Origin of the sequence: Bradyrhizobium sp. ma5 (genome assembly GCF_042258955.1) — a bacterium.
GTDB lineage: Bacteria > Pseudomonadota > Alphaproteobacteria > Rhizobiales > Xanthobacteraceae > Bradyrhizobium.
On record NZ_CP170156.1, the window covers coordinates 860,532 to 877,768 of the forward strand.

A 17,237-nucleotide genomic window follows, 5' to 3' on the forward strand; every position below is an offset into this window, starting at 1 on the left:
GGCCGCGAACTACATAACAACCGCCCGCGGTCCCTGGTGAGGAAACAATGAGAAAAATCGCCGTTGCCGCGGCTGCCGCCGCCACCTGTCTTGCCTTCAACAACATCGCCCATGCCGCGCCGCCGCTGCCGGAAGCTTCGGCGCATCAGGCCGGTTTCTCGGAGCAGGGACTGGCGCGGCTCGATGACTTCTTCGCGCGTGAGATTGCGGCCAAGCGCGTGCCCGGCGCTGTGGTGGCGATCGCGCGCGACGGCAAGCTCGTGCACTACAAGGCCTACGGCCAGCTCGACCCGGTCAAGGGCACGCCGATGCCGATCGATGCGGTGTTCGCGCTAGCCTCGATGACCAAGCCGATGGCGGCGGTCGCGGGGTTGACGCTGATGGAGCAGGGCCGCCTGCCGCTGCAGGCGAAGGTCGCCGAGTACTATCCGGCGTTTGCCGACATGAAGGTGGGCGTGCAGCAGGCCGACGGCTCGCTGACGATGGAGCCGCAGGCGCGGCCGATCTTCATCCACGATCTCTATCGCCACACCTCGGGCCTGATGTATGGCGGCCGGCCCGACAGCTCGAGCGCGCTGGCGCGGCTCTATCCGGACGGCGCGGCGCCGGCGGTCGAAGGCGACACTCAGGCCTTCATCGACCGCATCACCAAGCTGCCTCTGGTGCATCAGCCCGGCACCGAGTTCGAATACGGCTTCTCGATCGACGTGCTCGGCGCCGTCGTCGAGAAGGTTTCCGGCCAGCGGCTCGGCGACTATCTCTCGGCCAATGTCTGGAAGCCGCTCGGCATGAAGGAGGCGACGTTCCACCCGACCGATGCCCAGCGCGCGCGGCTCGCGCATCCGTTTCCCAACGATCCGCTCACCGGCAAGCCGCAAGCCATCAAGCTGCTCGACGTGCCGACCAAGTTCGACTGCGGCGGCGCCTGCTCGTTCGCCACCGTCGGCGACTATGTCCGCTTCGGACAGATGCTGCTCAATGGCGGCGAGCTCGACGGCAAGCGCGTGCTCAGTCCCCAGACGGTGCACCTCATGACGTCGAACCATCTCGGGCCCGAGATCAAGAACAACGTCGCCGCGGTCGAGCCGCATCGCGGCGGCTTCGGCTTCGGGCTGGCGGTCGCGGTGCGGACCAGCGAAGGGCTGGCGTCGGTGCCGGGCAATCCCGGCGAGTTCACCTGGAACGGCGCCTATGGCACGCAGTTCTTCTGCGATCCGAAGGAACGCCTCGTCGTGGTGGTCGGAACCGCAGCTCCCGGCGAGCTGCGCAAATATTATCGCGAGAACGTGCAGGACATCGTCTATGGGGCGATGGTGAAGTAAACCGCATCGTTGCGGCGTCATATGTGTCCGGTTGCCAGCCCGGTTGCGCCGTCGCTGTGCCCGGTCCAATGCATCCGGTGCCGGGCCGCTATGCGTTTCCGGCTATAACGCCCCGCAGCCGGCCGCGCCCGCAGTGCTTCGAAAAGCTTGGCGCTTCGTAAAAGGAAGCCCGCCGACCGGGGCGGGCAAGGTCTCAGGGAGGAAAACGCTCTGACAAGGGAGCGTAAGGCCAGTCTCTCCGATTCGAGGGCGGCTGCGAAGATCGTATAATTACTGTCATCGGGGCAGGCATTATGCCAATGCTCGTGCGGGCCGCTGCCGGCAATGTTTAGCAACACGGTGCAAGTACAGGGGAAGTTCATGAGCACGTCTGGAGTTTTTGCCCGCGTCGTCGCGGCGATCGGGGCCGGCGCCGTGGCGTGGCGGCGGATGCAGGGCGCCGAGCCCGCACCGGCCTGGGGCAGCGCGCCGCAGATTCCGGCGGCGAAGTCGCAGGGCGCGATCCCGACGCTGAAGATGCCGACGGCGCGCGGCTGGGACAAGGGCCAGCTTCCGACCGCAGCAGCAGGGCTCAAGGTTAACGCCTTTGCCGCCGAGCTCGACCATCCGCGCTGGATCAACGTGCTGCCGAACGGCGATGTCCTGATCGCGGAGGCGACGCAGATCGCAGGCACGCCGCGCAGCGTCTTCCACTATGCGATGCAGGCGACGATGCGCCGCGCTGCGGCACTCGGCGTCAGCGCCAACCGCATCACGCTGCTGCGCGACCGCGATGGCGACGGCGTCGCGGAAAGCCGCGGTGCCTTCATGGAAGGGTTGCGTCAGCCGTTCGGCATGGCGCTGATCGGCGACACCTTCTATGTCGGCAACACCGACGGCGTGGTCGCGTTTCCTTACACCGCGGGTGCAGATCGCATCACGGCGGAGGGACGCAAGCTCGTCAGCTTCAAGCCCGACGGGCATTGGACGCGCAGCCTGCTGCCGAGCGCCGACGGCAAGAAGCTCTATGCCGGCGTCGGCTCGCTCAGCAACATCGCCGAGAACGGCATGAAGGTCGAGGAGGGCCGGGCCGCGATCTATGAGCTCGATCTCGCAGCCGGCACCAGCCGCATCTTCGCCGGCGGCCTGCGCAACCCGGTCGGGCTCGCCTGGGAGCCGACCACAAATGTGCTGTGGACCGTCGTCAATGAGCGCGACGGCATCGGCGACGAGACGCCGCCGGACTATCTCACTTCGGTGCGCGACGGCGGCTTCTATGGCTGGCCCTATTGCTACTGGGGCAAGACGGTGGACGATCGCGTGCCGCAGGATCCGGCGATGGTCGCCAAGGCGATCCGGCCGGACTATGCGCTCGGCGGTCACACCGCCTCGCTCGGCCTGTGCTGGATGCCTGCGGGCACGCTGCCGGGTTTCCCCGACGGCATGGCGATCGGCCAGCACGGCTCGTGGAATCGCTCGACGCTGTCGGGCTACAAGGTGGTGTTCGTGCCGTTTACGAACGGCCGTCCCTCGGGGCCGGCGCGCGACATCCTGTCGGGCTTCCTCGCGCCCGACGAGAAGGTGTCGTATGGCCGCCCGGTCGGCGTCGCGCTCGGCCCCGACGGCTCCCTGCTGGTGGCCGACGATGTCGGCAACGTGATCTGGCGGGTCACGGGGGCGTAGTTCAACGCCGCCCGGTGATCGACTGCATGAACTCGCGATCCGCTTCCGGCAGTGCCTCGGTCCACGCCGGCTCGTCGCCGGGCTCGGGCAGCACATGGCCGAACTCGATCATCTGCCGCGGCTGCAACTCGTTGAGATAGACCCACACCGCGCGCTTACTGTCGACGCTGGCGGCGGCTCCGACCGCGTCCGCCATCAGTTTGATCATGCGCGTCTTGTCGACGGCGGCGCGGCCGGCGCGGATATGGCCGTAGACGAAGATGTGGTCATGCGCGACCGGGACGCCACCCATGAACCAGTTGCCGGGCGTGACCTCGCTGAAGATCACCTGTGCGAAATAGCTCGGCGCGCCCGTTACCTCGGCGTGGATCCGGGTGATCTCGCCCGCGATCCGGCCCTTCTGTTCCGCGCTGAGGCGGCCTTGCGCACTGGTGCAGGTATAGGTTGGCATTGGCGTGACCTCGCTTGGATGTCAGTCGAGGCTGCGAGGATCACGCATTTGCTCTCACACGTCGAGTGCTGTCTCACACGGTCCTGATCTCGCCGCCATCCATGCGCAGCACGGTACCGGTCATCCAGCGCGCCGGCGGCGACACGGCGAACGCGACGAGGTCGGCGATTTCTTCCGGCGAGCCGAAGCGCTTGATGCCGGCCTGCTTGAGGAAGCCTGCCTTGGCGGTGTCGATGTCGACCTGCCTGGCTGTCGCTGATTTCTCCAGCATCGCAAGGCGGCGTCCGGTCATGATGGCGCCCGGCGACACGCAGTTCACCTGCACGCCGTCGTCGATGCCGCCCTCGGCGAACGCCTTTGCCAGCGCCTCGATCGCAGCGTTGATCGCACCCACCGCAGCCGCGCCGGCGCGCGGCAACGCGGCGGCATTGCCTGACGTGAAGACCACGGCGCCTTGCGATGCCTTAAGCGCGTCCCAGGCGTGCATCGTCAGCCGCCTGGCGCCATGGAACTTGAGCGCGAGGCCCGCATCCCATTGCGCATCGGTCATCTCGAACAGATCGAGCCCGGGCACCGAGCCTGCGACATTGACCAGCGCGTCGATGCGGCCGAAGCGGTCCAGCGTGGCCTTGACGGCGTCGTCGGCGGCCGCCGGTGAGGCGAGGTCGAGATCGAGCACCAGCGGCGTGCTGCCGCTGGATTCGATCTCCTGAGCGACCTCGCGCAGCTTCTCACCACTGCGCGCGACGAGGACGATGGCAGAAAAATCCCGCGCGAGCCGCAGCGCGGTGGCACGTCCGATGCCGGAGCTTGCGCCGGTCACGATGGCGACGGATTGGGTCATGTGCATTCCCCTGGAGTGATCGGCGCGCGACGTCAGCGGCTCAGGAACTCGCGGATGGCTTGTGCGATCTCGGCGGCATGGGTTTCCAGCGCGAAGTGGCCGGTGTCGAGGAATTTGACCACCGCCTTCGGATTGTCGCGCTTGAACGCCTCGGCGCCCGGCGGCAGGAAGAACGGATCGTTCTTGCCCCACACCGCGAGGAACGGCGGCTGATGGGTACGGAAGTAGGTCTGGAAGGCCGGGTAGAGCGCGACGTTGCTCTTGTAGTCGCCGAACAGATCGAGCTGCACGTCATGCGCGCCAGGCCGCGTCATGTAGTAATTGTCGAGGTTCTGGCCGTCCGGCGACACGGCTTGCGGATCCGGTGTGCCGTGCGTGTACTGCCAGCGCGTGGTGTCCGGCGTCAGGAAGACGCGCAGCGCGTCGCGGTTCGCCGGCGAGGGATCCTGCCAATAGGCCTTGATCGGGGTCCAGCCGTCGCTGAGGCCTTCCTCATAGGCGTTGCCGTTCTGCGAGATGATCGCGGTGATCCGCTCCGGATGCTTGAGCGCGAGGCGGAAGCCGGTCGGTGCGCCATAGTCGAACACATAGACCGCGAAGCGATCGAAGCCGATCACCTCGGTGAAGCGGTCGATCACGCCGGCGATGTTGTCGAAGGTGTAGCTGAACGTCTCGCGCGGCGGCATGTCGGACTGGCCGAAGCCGGGCAGATCCGGCGCCACGATGTGGAACTTGTCCGCGAGCTGCGGGATCAGATCGCGGAACATGTGTCCCGCGCTCGGGAAACCGTGCAGTAGCAGCAGTTTTGGCGCGCCCGGCGAACCGGCCTCGCGATAGAACACCTTGAAGCCGTCTACATCGGCCGTGCGGTATTTGATCTCGGACATCTGTCACTCCTTGTGGTCGCGATGTGGTGGTGTGGTTGGCGGGTTAGGATTTGGTCTGCTTCGCAAACCCGCTGATCGCCTCGGGTCTGAGGTAGAGCAGCAGCGCGCAGCACACGGTGGCGAAGCCGAGCAGCGGCACGAAGGGCGCGATGGCGGCGCCGGCCGCGAACACCAGCAGCGCGAGCAGCGTGCGGCGCTGGGTCCATGTCCGCACCTGCTGGGACATCATGCTCTGATCCGCCTGTGCCAGCACCGCGCGTTCGAAGGCGAGATAGGCGAGGTCAATGAGGAGGAAGATCACCGCATAGACCACCACCGGTGCCGCGGCCATGTGCGAGCGTGCGACCCAGGCGGTCGCGAACGGCAGCAGCGAGACCGCGAACAAATGGACGAAGTTCAGCCAGATCAACCGCGGCGTCGGTTGCCGCACCAGATGCAGCAGATGGTGATGATTGACCCAGATCACGGCGATGAACAGGTAGCTCGCCGCGTAGCTGATCGCGGTCGGCCACAGCGGCAGCAAGTCGGCGAACCGCGAGCCGTCCGGCGCTCTCAGCTCCAGCACCATCACCGTGATGATGACGGCGATCACCGCATCGGAAAACGCGCCGAGCCGGTCGGCCGATAAATGTTTCTCCTGCATGGCAGCGCTCCTGTCCTTTGATCAAAGACGTCAGTGCTCTGTAACGCCGTGGATGGCTTCCCGGATGATGTCGGCGACGAGCTTTGGCGCCGTCACGATCGGGGTGTGATCGACGGCATGTGAACGCACGGCAGCCTTCATCCGCGCGGCCATGCTGCGCTGGGTCTCGGGCGCGATCATCCGGTCGTCCTCCGCGACCAGGAACCAGCTCGGGACGTCCTTCCACCTGGGACGGCCGACCGGCACCGTGATGCAAGCGGGCGAGATCGGCCGCTGCACGGCGGCGAGCACCGCGAGATCATCGGCCCGCGCGCCCTGCGCGAAGGCCGATGCGAAAGCGGACTCAGGCAACCAGATCAGGCCGTTGGCATCGGGCGCGAGTTTTGGCGCGAACGGATGCGGCGGTGCGCGATAGAACACGTCAGCCACCGTCTCGCCCTCGTCCGGCGCCAGCGCCGCGACATAGACCAGCGCCTTGACGCGCGGCGAGCGGGTCTCGGCGATCACAGCGCCGGCGTAAGCATGGCCCGCCAGCACGACCGGTCCCTCGACGCGGTCCAGCGTGCGGTTCAGCGCGGCGACATCGTCGGCGAGCGACGTCAGCGGCAGCGGTGCCGCCACGGCGGTGATGCCCTCGGCGTCGAGCGCCGTGATCACCCGCGCCCAGCTCGACCCGTCCGTCCACGCGCCATGGGAAAGCACCACGCTGACATCCTTGTTCGACATCTTGAGCTCCCTTGTTTCAGCAGTAACCAGTAAAATATCAATTGACAGGTTACGTCGCTTATGGCTCAGTGTTCGTAACTTGTCAACGGCCATTAAGCAGGTTATTTCGAGCCGAGTTCAGAGAAACCGTCCAGGAGAGTTCCGCCGTGCAACCCCACCCGCCCGCGATGTTCATCGCCGATAGCCTGGGCCTCGATTTCATCAATTCGATCGCGACCCCGGTCGATACGCCGGTTGACTGGATCGCCGATGGTGACGGCCTGGTGCGCTGGCTCGCACAGGCGAACCTCGTGCCGTCAGATGTGCTCGACGAGTTGAAGGCGCGCGCGGCGCCGGGCGAGTTCGACAGCGTCGCCGGTCAGGCGCGCGATCTGCGCGAATGGTTCCGCGGCTTCGTCCGCAAGCATATGGGCCGGTCGCTGACGCCGCGGGCGCTTAAGGAGTTGGAGCCGTTGAACCGGCTGCTCGAAAGCGATCAGGCGTTCAGCAGGATCGTGGCGCATCGTCACGACGATCATGACGGTTTCGCGCTGGAGCGGACGCGGCGCTGGCGCTCGGCGGAAACATTGCTGCTGCCGATCGGCGAGGCGATGGCCAAGGTCGTCTGCGAGGAAAGCTTTTCCGACATCAAGGCGTGCGAGGGCCCGGCCTGCACGCTGATGTTTGCCGATCACACGCGGGCGCGTGCGCGCCGATGGTGCAGCATGGCGGTCTGCGGCAACCGCGCCAAGCAGGCCGCGCATCGCAGCCGGATCAAGGACAGGGAAGCATGATCCGGAAAAGTGCGTAGCGGTTTTCCGAAGAGATCATGCTCCAAGGAAAGGCGAGACCAAACCCAAGCAAATGGAGACCAGAATGGCGTTTCCTCTGATCGTATTCGACGTCAACGAGACCCTGCTCGACCTCGAGACCATGGAGCCGGTGTTCGCGCGCATCTTTGGCGACAAGAGCGCGATGCGGCTGTGGTTCGCGAACTTCATCATGTACTCGGCCTCGCTCACGGTGGCGGGGTGCTACGTGCCCTTCACCGACATCGGCGCGGCCGTGATGAAGATGCTGGCCGACACCCGCGGCATCAGGATCGATGATTCAGACAAGAGGGAGCTGACCGAGAAATTCTCCACCATGCCGCCGCATGCGGAAGTACCGGCGGCGCTGCGCAAGCTGCGCGCGGCGGGTTTTCGTCTGTTCACGCTGACCGACAATCTGCTGGAAGTGCAGACCCGGCAGCTGACGAATGGCGGCATCGTCGATCTGTTCGAGCGGCGCTTTTCCGCCGACGGCGTCAAGCATCACAAGCCGTCGCGCCAGGCCTACGGCTATGTCGAGCAGCAGCTCGGCGCCAAGCCGTCGGAGTTCTGCCTGATCGCCTGCCACACCTGGGATACGCTCGGCGCAGTCGCCGCCGGCTGGGAGGCCGCGCTGATCAAGCGGCCGGGCAACGATGTACTTGGCGTCGGTCCGCAGCCGCAGGTGGTCGGAGATAATCTCGACGACGTCGCCGACCAGCTGATCCGGCGCTATGGTGCCAAAGGGTAACGGTCGCTGACAGATTCCGCGGCGGAGGGGAGGTCAAAAATCCCCTCCAGGCCCGATCGCTCGGAAGCGCCTAAAACCGGAATGAAATCCATAGCGGTTTTCAACCATGCCCCTTGAGCCTTCCTCAACCTCCCCGGCCGATGCTTTTGTCCGACGCACAGGACGGACCAGGGATCGACAAGGAGCTTGAGCATGCCGGCCAAAGGACGAGCGACTGCAAGCAACGCTACCGCGCAATCGCGCGAGGATATCCTGAACGCGCGGGCCATCAGCACGCTGGGCGCCGGCGTCGTCAACGCGATGAGCGCGGTCGGCGCCGCCGTCATCAAGAAGCACAGGCCGGCGCTCGGCAAGAGCCCGGACTGGTTCTGGCACATGTTCGCGAAATGCGAAGCCAAGGCCGCGCGCGTCGCCGAGCAGGCCGCGCGCGATCCGGAGGCCTGCGGCGATGCCACCTTCATCGAGATCTATGCCGCGCAACTGCCGAAGCTGATGGCATCCGCACTCGAGAGCCACGACAAGGCGCTCAAGGCGAAGTGACGTGGCGTCAATAAGAAGCCGACAACGGCGATGGTGCCGTTGTCGTTCCCCCGATCTGTCTGCTGCGTCGCTGCGCAGGGCAGCCATGCACCTGAAACCACAACCCGCCGCCGTTCGTATTCGATAGGTGGCAGAAGTCCGCGCCCGCGGGCTTCTGATTCTTCAATCCGGGACGGTTGATGGTGAAGCACCTTATTTCCAATGAAGAGAAGTGTGACGCGTGTAACGGGACAGGCTTTCCGGAGGTGAAGCAGCCGGGCGAGCCGGGACGGAAGATCTATCCCGAGCCCTGCAAGAAATGCGGCGGCAAGGGGCGGGTCAAAAAGGCGACATGGGGCAAGTAGCCACCTGAAGCAATCAGCCTTGTCGGGCGGGTTAGCGTCAGCATAACCCGCCGCAACGCGATGCGATTGAGCATGGCGGGTTACGGCTTCTCCTAACCCGCCCTATACGTCTCGGCCTGCGCGCGGGGTGCGACCGCGTGTGACGCGCGTCACGGCGGGAGCCGGCGCCGCGAGCCATTGATAGCGCCATGAACGGGCGGTCTCCCGTCAATCATGGAGCTGAAGATGACGTCCTCCCTTGCTATCAGTGTTTCCGATGACGGCGTTGCTCTGGTGCCGGAGCATGATCAAGCCGCCGCGTCCCTCGTTCCCGCCGATGCGACCAGCGCGCCGCAGCGCCAGTTCTGGGAGACCGAGCACACCCGGCCGGACTTCCAGCCCTCCAACGAGGCCGCGCCCGAGCTGGTCGCGGCCACCGCGAATTATCTCGGCGAATGCATGCGACACCCCTATCTGCCGGTGTCGGAAATCCGCGCGCGGCAGTTCGCCCGGATCAAGGAGCTGGTCGAGCTCGCCTACCGCGACATTCCGGTCTACCGCGCCAAGTATGATGCGGCCGGCTTCAAGCCGGAACATCTGCGCGACTATGACGACATCCAGAAGATCCCTGTCATCACCAAGCCCGAGCTGGTCGCGGCCTTCCCGGACCAGTGCGTCAACAAGAAGTACAAGCCGGAAAACCTGTTTCCGACGCGCTCGTCGGGCTCGTCCGGCCAGACGTTGCTGATCCGCGTCGACTATGACGCCGTCATCACCGACACCATCCAGGGTGTCCGCCAGTTCGCGATGCAGAGCGCCGGCAATTACCGCACTGAGGATCTGCTCGCCCATGTCTACACCGTGCCGTGGTGGTTCGATTCGATCGGCGGCGATTATCCGACCGCGTTCATCTCGAACCTGATCCCGCCGGCGCGCGTAGCCCAGCATCTGCGTTATCTCGGACCGAAGATCCTCTCGCTCTACCCGTCGAGCCTCGATGCGCTGATGCCGCATGTCGACGAGTTCCGTTCCTCGCTCAATCTTGCGGTGACGCATTCGGAATATTCCTCGCGTACTGCCCGTCAGGAATGGTCGCGCCAGCTCGGCGTGCCCGTGCTCGACGAATATTCCTCCGAGGAGGCGACGCGGATCGCGCTCGAGATGCCCGACGGCCAGTACCACGTCTGCGAGGACACTGTGCATCTCGACGTGCTCGATCCCGTCACGATGGCGCCGCAGGCCGACGGCCAGTCCGGCATCGCGGTGATCACCAACCTGCTCAACGAGGCGATGCCGTTCATCCGCTACGTGCAGGGCGATTACATCACGCGGCCGGCCAATCCGGCGCCATCAGACATCAACTGGTCGCAGATCGCGAGCATCGACGGCCGGCTCAACGATGCCTTCGTCAACCGCGACGGCCGCAAGGTCCCGGCCGGCAGCATTCTCGATGCAACCTATCGCTGGATGTTCGACTGCAACCTGCATCTGGCGCAGTTCGAGATCGTGCAGCGCGGCGTCGACCTCGTCGAGGCGCGCGTCGTGCTCGGCCAGGATACGCCGATGTCGCGGCTGCACGGCTCGGTCGCACATCTGGAGGATCTGCTCGCGGCCTGCCTCGAGCATCAGGTCCGGGTGCAGGCCAACGCGCTGCTCGCGTTTCCGCCCAAGGTCGGCAAGCGCCGCCCGATCCGCCGCGAGTTCGATTGATCTCGGCGAGAGGAGTGCGTGCCATGACTCAGTCACTGAACCGCATCGCCGCCATGACGGCGCGCTATTACTACATCCTGCGCTCGTCATGGCTGCGGCTGCTCGAGATCGTCTACTGGCCGGCGATGCAGATGATGGTGTGGGGTTTCCTCTATACCTACCTCTATCAAAGCAAGTCGGCGATGGCCTCCACTGCCGGCCTGCTGCTCGGCGCCGTCCTGCTCTGGGACGTGCTGTTTCGCGGCCAGCTCGGCTTCACTTTCACCTTCCTGGAGGAGATCTGGTCGCGAAACCTCGCCAATCTGATGATGAGCCCGTTGCAGCCGGCCGAGCTTGCGGCCTCGCTGATGCTGATGAGCCTGATCCGGCTGGTGATTGGCACGTTGCCGGTGACATTGCTGACGCTGCTGCTGTTCGGCTTCAATGTCTTTGCGATGGGGCCGGGGTTGATCTTGTTCTTCCTCAACCTCGTGCTGACCAGCTGGGCGATCGGGCTCGTCGTCGCAGGCCTCGTGATCCGCCAGGGCCTCGGTGCCGAAAGTCTCGCCTACTCGATCATGATCGTGCTGCTGCCGCTGTGCTGCGTCTACTACCCGGTCGAGGCGCTGCCGGTCTGGCTGCACCCGGTCGCCTGGTCGCTGACGCCGACCTATGTGTTCGAGGGCATGCGCGCCGTGCTGCTCGACGGCACCTTCCGCACCGACCTGATGATGGAATGCCTCGCGCTCAACGCCGTCTATCTCGGCATGGGCTTCGCCACATTCGTTGCCCTGTTGCAGAGCGCCCGCCACAAGGGCGGCCTGCTCACCATGGGCGAGTAAGGGAGAACATCCATGAGCCGCATCGAACGCTTTTTGCCCCGCAGACATCTGACACCGGTGTCGCCAACCACCACGCCCGCGCAGGACAATGCGCCCGTGAGCCTCGGTATCGATGAGGCGCCGGCCATCGCGGTCGAGGATCTCTGCAAGAAGTACCGCACCCATTGGGCGGTCGACGACGTAAACTTCAACGTGCCCAAGGGCTGGACCGTCGGCCTGCTCGGCGGCAACGGCGCCGGCAAGACCACCACCATCGCCATGATCATGGGCCTGGTGGTGCCAAGCTTCGGCCGCGCCATGGTGCTCGGCCACGACATGGCGACCGAGCGTCACAAGGTGCTCAGCCGGATGAATTTCGAAAGCCCCTATGTCGCATTGCCGGGGCGACTCACCGTGCGGCAGAACCTGATGGTGTTCGGACGGCTCTATGGTGTCGCCAATCTCAAGGCGCGGATCGAGGAACTGATCGAGGATTTCGAGCTCGGCGACGTGCTCGACCGCGTCACCGGGCGGCTCTCGGCCGGGCAGAAGACCCGTGTCGCCGTCGCGAAGGCACTGATCAACGACCCGGACGTGCTGCTGCTCGACGAGCCGACGGCATCGCTCGACCCTGACCGTGCCGAGTGGGTGCGCGGCCGGCTGCGCGCCTATCAGAAGCGCCGCGGCGCCACCATCCTGCTGTCCTCGCACAACATGACCGAGGTCGAGCAGCTCTGCGACTTCGTCGTCATCATGAGCCACGGCCGCGTCGTCGCGATGGGACGTCCGGGCGAGCTCGCCGAGCGCTTCAAGTGCCGGGACCTCGACGAGGTCTTCATCTATCTGGCGAGGGTTGCGTGATGTCCTCTTTTGGTTCTCCGAACGACAAGCCGGTTGCGATCCGTCAGGAACGCCGTTCGGACGTGGCGGCGCGAGAGGGTCTGCTCGACGCTGCATTCGGTCCTGGCCGCTTGGCCAAGACCTCGGAGCGGCTGCGCGGGGGCCGCAAGCCTGCGTGCGGCCTCGCGTTTGTCGCGCGCCGTGGCAGCCACCTGGTCGGCACATTGCGGCTGTGGCCGATCGTGACCTGCACCGGTCACGCATGCCTGCTGCTCGGCCCGCTCGCGGTGGCGGAGGAGGCGCGATGCCTCGGCATCGGCGCCGCGCTGATGCGGCAGGCCTTGCAGCGGGCGCAGCGGCTCGGCCACCGCGCCGTCATCCTGGTCGGCGACGCCGCCTATTATGACCGCTTCGGCTTCTCGGCGGCGAAAACCGGCGCGCTCCGCATGCCCGGCCCATATCAGCGCGATCGGCTGCTGGCCTGCGAGCTGATGCCGGGGGCGCTGCGCGGGGCGGGCGGCCTGATTGGCGCGGCCAGCCCGCCGCCGTCGCGGCTGTCCGGATTGATGGACCGGATCGCCGGCAGCCGGCCCCCGATCGGGCAACCGGCCTGATCCGCGGCTTTTTTCCGCTGCGGGGGCATGGCGGTTTGGTTGTTCTTGGCGTAAAGCAGCCCAAATCGTCATGCGGCTGTGCCGCCTGCCGGGTACGCAGCCTCAGGTCGTCCCGCTCGACGTTCTGCACCCGGACCAATCAAGGTTTCCCATTCCGTGCCCTTTCCGACCACAAGTTCGCCGCTCGCCCGCGCCTTGGCTGAGCGCAACTACGAACAGCCGACCCCCGTCCAGCTTGCCGTGCTCGCGGACGACGCCGTTGACCGTGATCTGCTCGTTTCGGCCCAAACCGGCTCAGGCAAGACCGTTGCCTACGGATTGGCCATGGCAAAGGACCTGCTCGACGGCGCCGAGCGGTTCGAGCCGGCGGCCGCGCCGCTGGCGCTGATCGTCGCGCCGACCCGCGAGCTCGCCTTGCAGGTTCAGCGCGAGCTCGCATGGCTCTATGAACATGCCGATGGTCGCGTCGTCTCCTGCGTCGGCGGCATGGACCCGCGCCGCGAGCAGCGCGAGCTTGCCGCAGGCGCCCACATCGTGGTCGGCACGCCCGGCCGGTTGTGCGACCATTTGCGGCGCGGCCGTCTCGATATTTCGGGCTTGCGGGTCGTCGTTCTCGACGAGGCCGATGAGATGCTCAATCTCGGCTTCCGCGAGGACATGGAGTTCATTCTCGAGACCACGCCGGACACCCGCCGCACCTTGCTGTTCTCGGCGACGTTTCCGCGCGGCATCGTCGCGCTGGCCAAGCAGTATCAGCAGCAGGCGTTCCGGATCGAGGTCGCGGGCGACGAGGGCGGCCACGCCGATATCGAGTACCGCGCCATCCGGGTGGCCGCCGACGATGTCGAGCACGCGGTCGTCAACGTGCTGCGCTTCCATGAGGCGCCGAGCGCGCTGGTGTTTTGCAACACGCGAGAAGCCGTCAGGCATTTGCAGGCGGCGCTGCTCGAGCGCGGGTTCTCGGTGGCCTCGCTGTCAGGCGAAATGACCCAGAACGAGCGCACCCAGGCGCTGCAGGCGTTGCGCGACGGACGGTCCAGGGTCTGTGTCGCGACCGACGTGGCGGCGCGCGGCATCGACCTGCCGAGCCTCGATCTCGTCATTCATGCCGATCTGCCGAAAGACCCGGAGGTCATGCAGCATCGCTCGGGCCGCACCGGCCGCGCCGGCCGCAAGGGTGTCAGCATCCTGCTGGTCCCGCCGGCACGGCGGCGCCGCGCCGAATTGCTGCTGAATCTGGCCGGCATCGATGTGGTCTGGGGTTCTGCGCCGCAGGCGGACGAGATCCGCAAGCTCGACCATGACCGCCTGATGCAGGATGCGGTGTTCTCCGAGGAGACGACCTCCGACGACCTGGCGCTCGCGCAAGCCTTGCTTGCCGAACGGTCGCCCGAGGCGATCGCCGCGGCGCTGGCCCGGTTCTATCGCGCGCGGCTGCCTGCGCCTGAAGACATTCTCGATCCCGGCGAGGGACGCGGCCGCGAACGCGACGATCGCCGTGGCGAGCGCACCTCGCGCCGCGAGGATCGTCCGGCCGGGCCGCGATCGAAGGCCGGCAAGGCTTCCCCGCGTCACGGCATGGAGGAGGCTACCGTCTGGTTCCGCGCCTCGATCGGACGCAGGAAGAATGCCGAAGCCCGCTGGCTGTTGCCGATGATCTGCCGCCGCGGCGGCATCGACAAGCACGACATCGGCGCCATCAAGATCTCGGATACGACCACCGAGTTCGAGATCGCCGCGCGGGTCGCGGATTCCTTCGCGGTCAAGATCAAGCGTCCGGACAAGGAAGACACCATCCGCATCGAGCCGTTGGCGGACGCTCCGCAGCGCCAGGCCCCCTCAGACAAGCCGGCGCGCAAGCCCAGGCACGAGCCTTGGCGCGACAAGGATGACGGCGGCCACAGCGCACCGCGCCGCGATGAGCCGCGTGACGAGGTGGCTGCCAAGCGACGCGGCAAGCCGGACCGCGAGGCGCGAGCGTTTGCGAGCGAAGGTGCGGGCCGTTCGCGTGAAGACTACGCGCCAAGGCAAGAATCCGGAGCCCCGTTCCGATCCAATCGGGACGGAAAGGGCGCGAAGCCGAAATTCGACAGCGAGCCAGGGTTCGGCAAGAAAAAGAAGAATCGGAACAAGCCGGGCCAGGCCGGACACTGGCCAGACGTATCGCCCGCGAAACCGAAGTTCGGCAAGAAGCCAAAGAAGAAGCACCGCGGCTGAGTTGGCGTCAGCGCGGCGCGGCGTTTCGGTCAGCATTCCGCGACGAGCCATGTCGCGAGAATGCAAAACTGCGTCCCAACCAACACCTGTCATCGCCCGGCTCGACCGGGCGATCCAGTACGCCGCGGCTTCTGGGCTCAAGCACTGGCGCCTCTGGAATTCTGGATCACCCGCATGCGCGGGTGATGACACCGAATATGCTATTTGACGTACGAAGCCGAACTCACGCCACCAGCGCCATCTTCGGCACGGTGGCGAGCACCGACTGGTTGCGGCCGTTGGCCTTGGCGGCGTAGAGCGCCTTGTCGGCGGCTTCGATCAGGTCGGACCATTGCTGGCCTGCGAGCGGCCGCATGCTGGCGACGCCGACGCTCACCGTCGTGATCAGCTCGCCCTCGCACCACTGCTGGACCTTGCCGCGGATCGTCTCGGCCAGATTGAAGGCCTCGAGTGCAGTCATGTTGGGCAGCAGCACGGCGAACTCCTCGCCGCCGAAGCGCGCCGGACAATCGCCGGCACGGCGCACCGCATCCGAAATGCAGATCGCGATCCCGACCAGCACCTGGTCGCCGGCCTGGTGTCCGTAGGTGTCGTTGTAGGCCTTGAAGTGATCGGCATCGATCATCAGCAGCGCGACCGGCTGGCCGTAGCGGCCGGCACGGCGCCATTCGCGGTCGATCTCGGCATCGAACTTGCGCCGGTTCTTCAGGCCGGTGAGGGCGTCGGTGGTCGCCAGTTCCTCGAGCTTGTCCTCGGCGTCGGCGCGGCGGACGATCTCGCGGGCCAGCACCAGCGTCGCGCTGAGCACGAACAGCACCAGAAAGGCCATGATCGCGCCGATCCTGATCGCCTCGGTGCGCCATAGATTGAAGACGGCTTCGAGCGGCTTGCCGACCACGACGTAAAGCGGCCCGCTGCTGCTGCGCCTGACATAGAGCCGCGGCGTGTCGTCGACCGGGCCCTTGCCGGAGAATGCGCCGCCCACCTTCAGGTTCTCGGATCTCCAGTCCAGCTGCTCGGCGAGGTTCTTGCCGATCACGTCGAGATCGAACGGCGTCCGCATGATGATGGTGCGGTCGTTGCGCAGCACCGTGATGGTGTCGCCCGGGGTGAGGTTCAGCCGCCCGAACAGATCGTGGAAGTAGCTGAAGCGGATCGAGCCGACCACGACGCCGAGAAAGCGGCCGTCCTCACCGGTGATACGCCGGCTCAGCACGATGGCGTAGGCGCCGCGATGCAGCATCGGCCGGCTGACATACAGCCCGGTGTCGGGATGATCGCGCTGGATGGCGAAATACTCCTCGTCGCTGCGGTTCTCCGGCTGCGGATCGAGGCTCGCCGCGTCGATGGTCAGATTGCCCTTGGTGTCGAACACCTGGATCGCGCCGAAATGCTTTGCGGTCGCGGCGTGATCGAACAGGATCAGCTGGCGCAGTTCCTTGCTGACGCCGCGGATCTCCGGCATTTCCAGATTGCTGGCGACCGCGCGCAGCGACAGGTCGTAGAGCTCGATGTTGCGGCTGATGTCGGCCTCGATGCCTGACGCCAGATTCTCCAGGGTGCGGCGGGCCAGCTGTTCCTCGCCGCGGCGCATGTCGAACATCACGCCGGCGCAGACCGCGGAGAAGCCGACGACGGTCGCAACGGATGCAGCGATCAGCAGCTTAGCCGATAGCCGCCAGCGCCGCCTTGCGTCGTTTCCCCGTCGAAATGGCATGTCCCGCTCCAAAGCGCCGTCATGCAACGGGAAATCTTGTTGTCGCCTTAAATGGCGACAGCGGCCGCCGAATGGGTTAACGGGTGGTTGCCGGGACCTGATTTTTTGTCATCGAGGATGTTGTGAACGACTACGACGCGCTGCGGGACTATCTGAAGAAGCAGCATTTGCCCGAATTCGTGCTGACCTTCGACGAGATCGAGGCGATCATCGATGCGGCGTTGCCGCGCGCCGCGCACCGGGCGTCGTGGTGGGAAACCCTGCGCAGCCCGCAGGAGAAGATGCCGCAGCGCGAAGCCTGCCTCGACGCCGGCTATATCGCCACGCGCCAGGCCGACGGCAAGAGCGTCAAGTTCAAGCGCATGCCGAAGCCGCGCTAGCGCATGGTCCGGAAAAGTGCGA

Annotated in this window: 18 protein-coding genes; 12 read left to right on the forward strand and 6 right to left on the reverse strand. The window is 65.9% G+C overall.

Features of this window, described 5'->3' with window-relative positions; all coding sequences use genetic code 11:
- Nucleotides 1-47 precede the first annotated feature (47 nt).
- Together ACE103_RS03975 and ACE103_RS03980 are read left to right on the forward strand one after the other, a co-directional pair.
- Nucleotides 48-1,322 carry a serine hydrolase domain-containing protein gene (locus ACE103_RS03975; RefSeq protein WP_375778402.1) on the forward strand — a complete coding sequence of 425 codons (1,275 nt, stop codon included), beginning with the start codon at nucleotides 48-50 and terminating at the stop codon, nucleotides 1,320-1,322.
- Nucleotides 1,323-1,682: 360 nt separating this feature from the next.
- On the forward strand, nucleotides 1,683-2,984 hold the full coding sequence (locus ACE103_RS03980; protein ID WP_375778403.1) for a PQQ-dependent sugar dehydrogenase: 1,302 nt from the start codon (nucleotides 1,683-1,685) through the stop codon (nucleotides 2,982-2,984).
- A 1-nt stretch (nucleotide 2,985) separates the two neighbouring features.
- On the opposite strand, the gene ACE103_RS03985 is transcribed toward ACE103_RS03980, so the two are convergent.
- The 5 genes from ACE103_RS03985 to ACE103_RS04005 form a co-directional block, all read right to left on the reverse strand.
- The gene (locus ACE103_RS03985; RefSeq protein WP_375778404.1) at nucleotides 2,986-3,435 is read right to left on the reverse strand and encodes a tautomerase family protein; all 450 of its coding nucleotides are present in this window, start codon (nucleotides 3,433-3,435) and stop codon (nucleotides 2,986-2,988) included.
- Between the two features lie 73 nt (nucleotides 3,436-3,508).
- Nucleotides 3,509-4,279, reverse strand: a complete 771-nt coding sequence (locus ACE103_RS03990) for an SDR family oxidoreductase (RefSeq protein WP_375778405.1) — start codon at nucleotides 4,277-4,279, stop codon at nucleotides 3,509-3,511.
- A 32-nt stretch (nucleotides 4,280-4,311) separates the two neighbouring features.
- Nucleotides 4,312-5,166 carry an alpha/beta fold hydrolase gene (locus ACE103_RS03995; protein WP_375778406.1) on the reverse strand — a complete coding sequence of 285 codons (855 nt, stop codon included), beginning with the start codon at nucleotides 5,164-5,166 and terminating at the stop codon, nucleotides 4,312-4,314.
- A 43-nt stretch (nucleotides 5,167-5,209) separates the two neighbouring features.
- Entirely contained in the window at nucleotides 5,210-5,809 is a 600-nt protein-coding gene (locus ACE103_RS04000) for a TMEM175 family protein (protein WP_375778407.1), read from the reverse strand.
- A 30-nt stretch (nucleotides 5,810-5,839) separates the two neighbouring features.
- Nucleotides 5,840-6,535: an alpha/beta fold hydrolase gene (locus ACE103_RS04005; protein ID WP_375778408.1), complete on the reverse strand. Its 696-nt coding sequence runs from the start codon at nucleotides 6,533-6,535 to the stop codon at nucleotides 5,840-5,842.
- Nucleotides 6,536-6,702: 167 nt separating this feature from the next.
- On the opposite strand from ACE103_RS04005, the gene ACE103_RS04010 reads away from it, so the two are divergent.
- The 9 genes from ACE103_RS04010 (at nucleotide 6,703) to ACE103_RS04050 (ending at nucleotide 15,118) form a co-directional block, all read left to right on the forward strand.
- Nucleotides 6,703-7,308 carry a CGNR zinc finger domain-containing protein gene (locus ACE103_RS04010; RefSeq protein ID WP_375781001.1) on the forward strand — a complete coding sequence of 202 codons (606 nt, stop codon included), beginning with the start codon at nucleotides 6,703-6,705 and terminating at the stop codon, nucleotides 7,306-7,308.
- An 82-nt stretch (nucleotides 7,309-7,390) separates the two neighbouring features.
- Entirely contained in the window at nucleotides 7,391-8,074 is a 684-nt protein-coding gene (locus ACE103_RS04015; protein WP_375778409.1) for a haloacid dehalogenase type II, read from the forward strand.
- A 192-nt stretch (nucleotides 8,075-8,266) separates the two neighbouring features.
- Nucleotides 8,267-8,614, forward strand: coding sequence for a hypothetical protein (locus ACE103_RS04020; RefSeq protein WP_375778410.1), 348 nt, complete (start codon nucleotides 8,267-8,269; stop codon nucleotides 8,612-8,614).
- A 179-nt stretch (nucleotides 8,615-8,793) separates the two neighbouring features.
- Nucleotides 8,794-8,958 (forward strand): hypothetical protein, encoded by a 165-nt coding sequence (locus tag ACE103_RS04025; protein WP_375778411.1) that lies wholly within the window; start codon nucleotides 8,794-8,796, stop codon nucleotides 8,956-8,958.
- Between the two features lie 225 nt (nucleotides 8,959-9,183).
- A complete protein-coding gene (locus ACE103_RS04030) occupies nucleotides 9,184-10,647 on the forward strand; it encodes a phenylacetate--CoA ligase family protein (RefSeq protein WP_375778412.1) in 1,464 nt (487 codons plus the stop codon).
- A gap of 23 nt (nucleotides 10,648-10,670) precedes the next feature.
- A complete protein-coding gene (locus ACE103_RS04035; RefSeq protein WP_223974323.1) occupies nucleotides 10,671-11,468 on the forward strand; it encodes an ABC transporter permease in 798 nt (265 codons plus the stop codon).
- Between the two features lie 12 nt (nucleotides 11,469-11,480).
- Nucleotides 11,481-12,308, forward strand: a complete 828-nt coding sequence (locus ACE103_RS04040; protein WP_375778413.1) for an ABC transporter ATP-binding protein — start codon at nucleotides 11,481-11,483, stop codon at nucleotides 12,306-12,308.
- On the forward strand, nucleotides 12,308-12,901 hold the full coding sequence (locus ACE103_RS04045; protein ID WP_375778414.1) for a GNAT family N-acetyltransferase: 594 nt from the start codon (nucleotides 12,308-12,310) through the stop codon (nucleotides 12,899-12,901). The genes ACE103_RS04040 and ACE103_RS04045 overlap by 1 nt, the downstream gene beginning before the upstream one ends.
- Before the next feature lie 156 nt (nucleotides 12,902-13,057).
- Nucleotides 13,058-15,118 (forward strand): DEAD/DEAH box helicase, encoded by a 2,061-nt coding sequence (locus ACE103_RS04050; RefSeq protein ID WP_375778415.1) that lies wholly within the window; start codon nucleotides 13,058-13,060, stop codon nucleotides 15,116-15,118.
- 223 nt (nucleotides 15,119-15,341) lie between these two features.
- Here the strand turns inward: ACE103_RS04050 and ACE103_RS04055 are convergent, their stop codons facing one another.
- Complete coding sequence (locus tag ACE103_RS04055; RefSeq protein ID WP_375778416.1) at nucleotides 15,342-16,835, reverse strand: diguanylate cyclase; 1,494 nt, start codon at nucleotides 16,833-16,835, stop codon at nucleotides 15,342-15,344.
- Between the two features lie 122 nt (nucleotides 16,836-16,957).
- Here ACE103_RS04055 and ACE103_RS04060 point away from each other — a divergent pair, with 122 nt between their 5' ends.
- Complete coding sequence (locus ACE103_RS04060; RefSeq protein WP_375778417.1) at nucleotides 16,958-17,215, forward strand: hypothetical protein; 258 nt, start codon at nucleotides 16,958-16,960, stop codon at nucleotides 17,213-17,215.
- The last annotated feature ends 22 nt before the right edge of the window (nucleotides 17,216-17,237 follow it).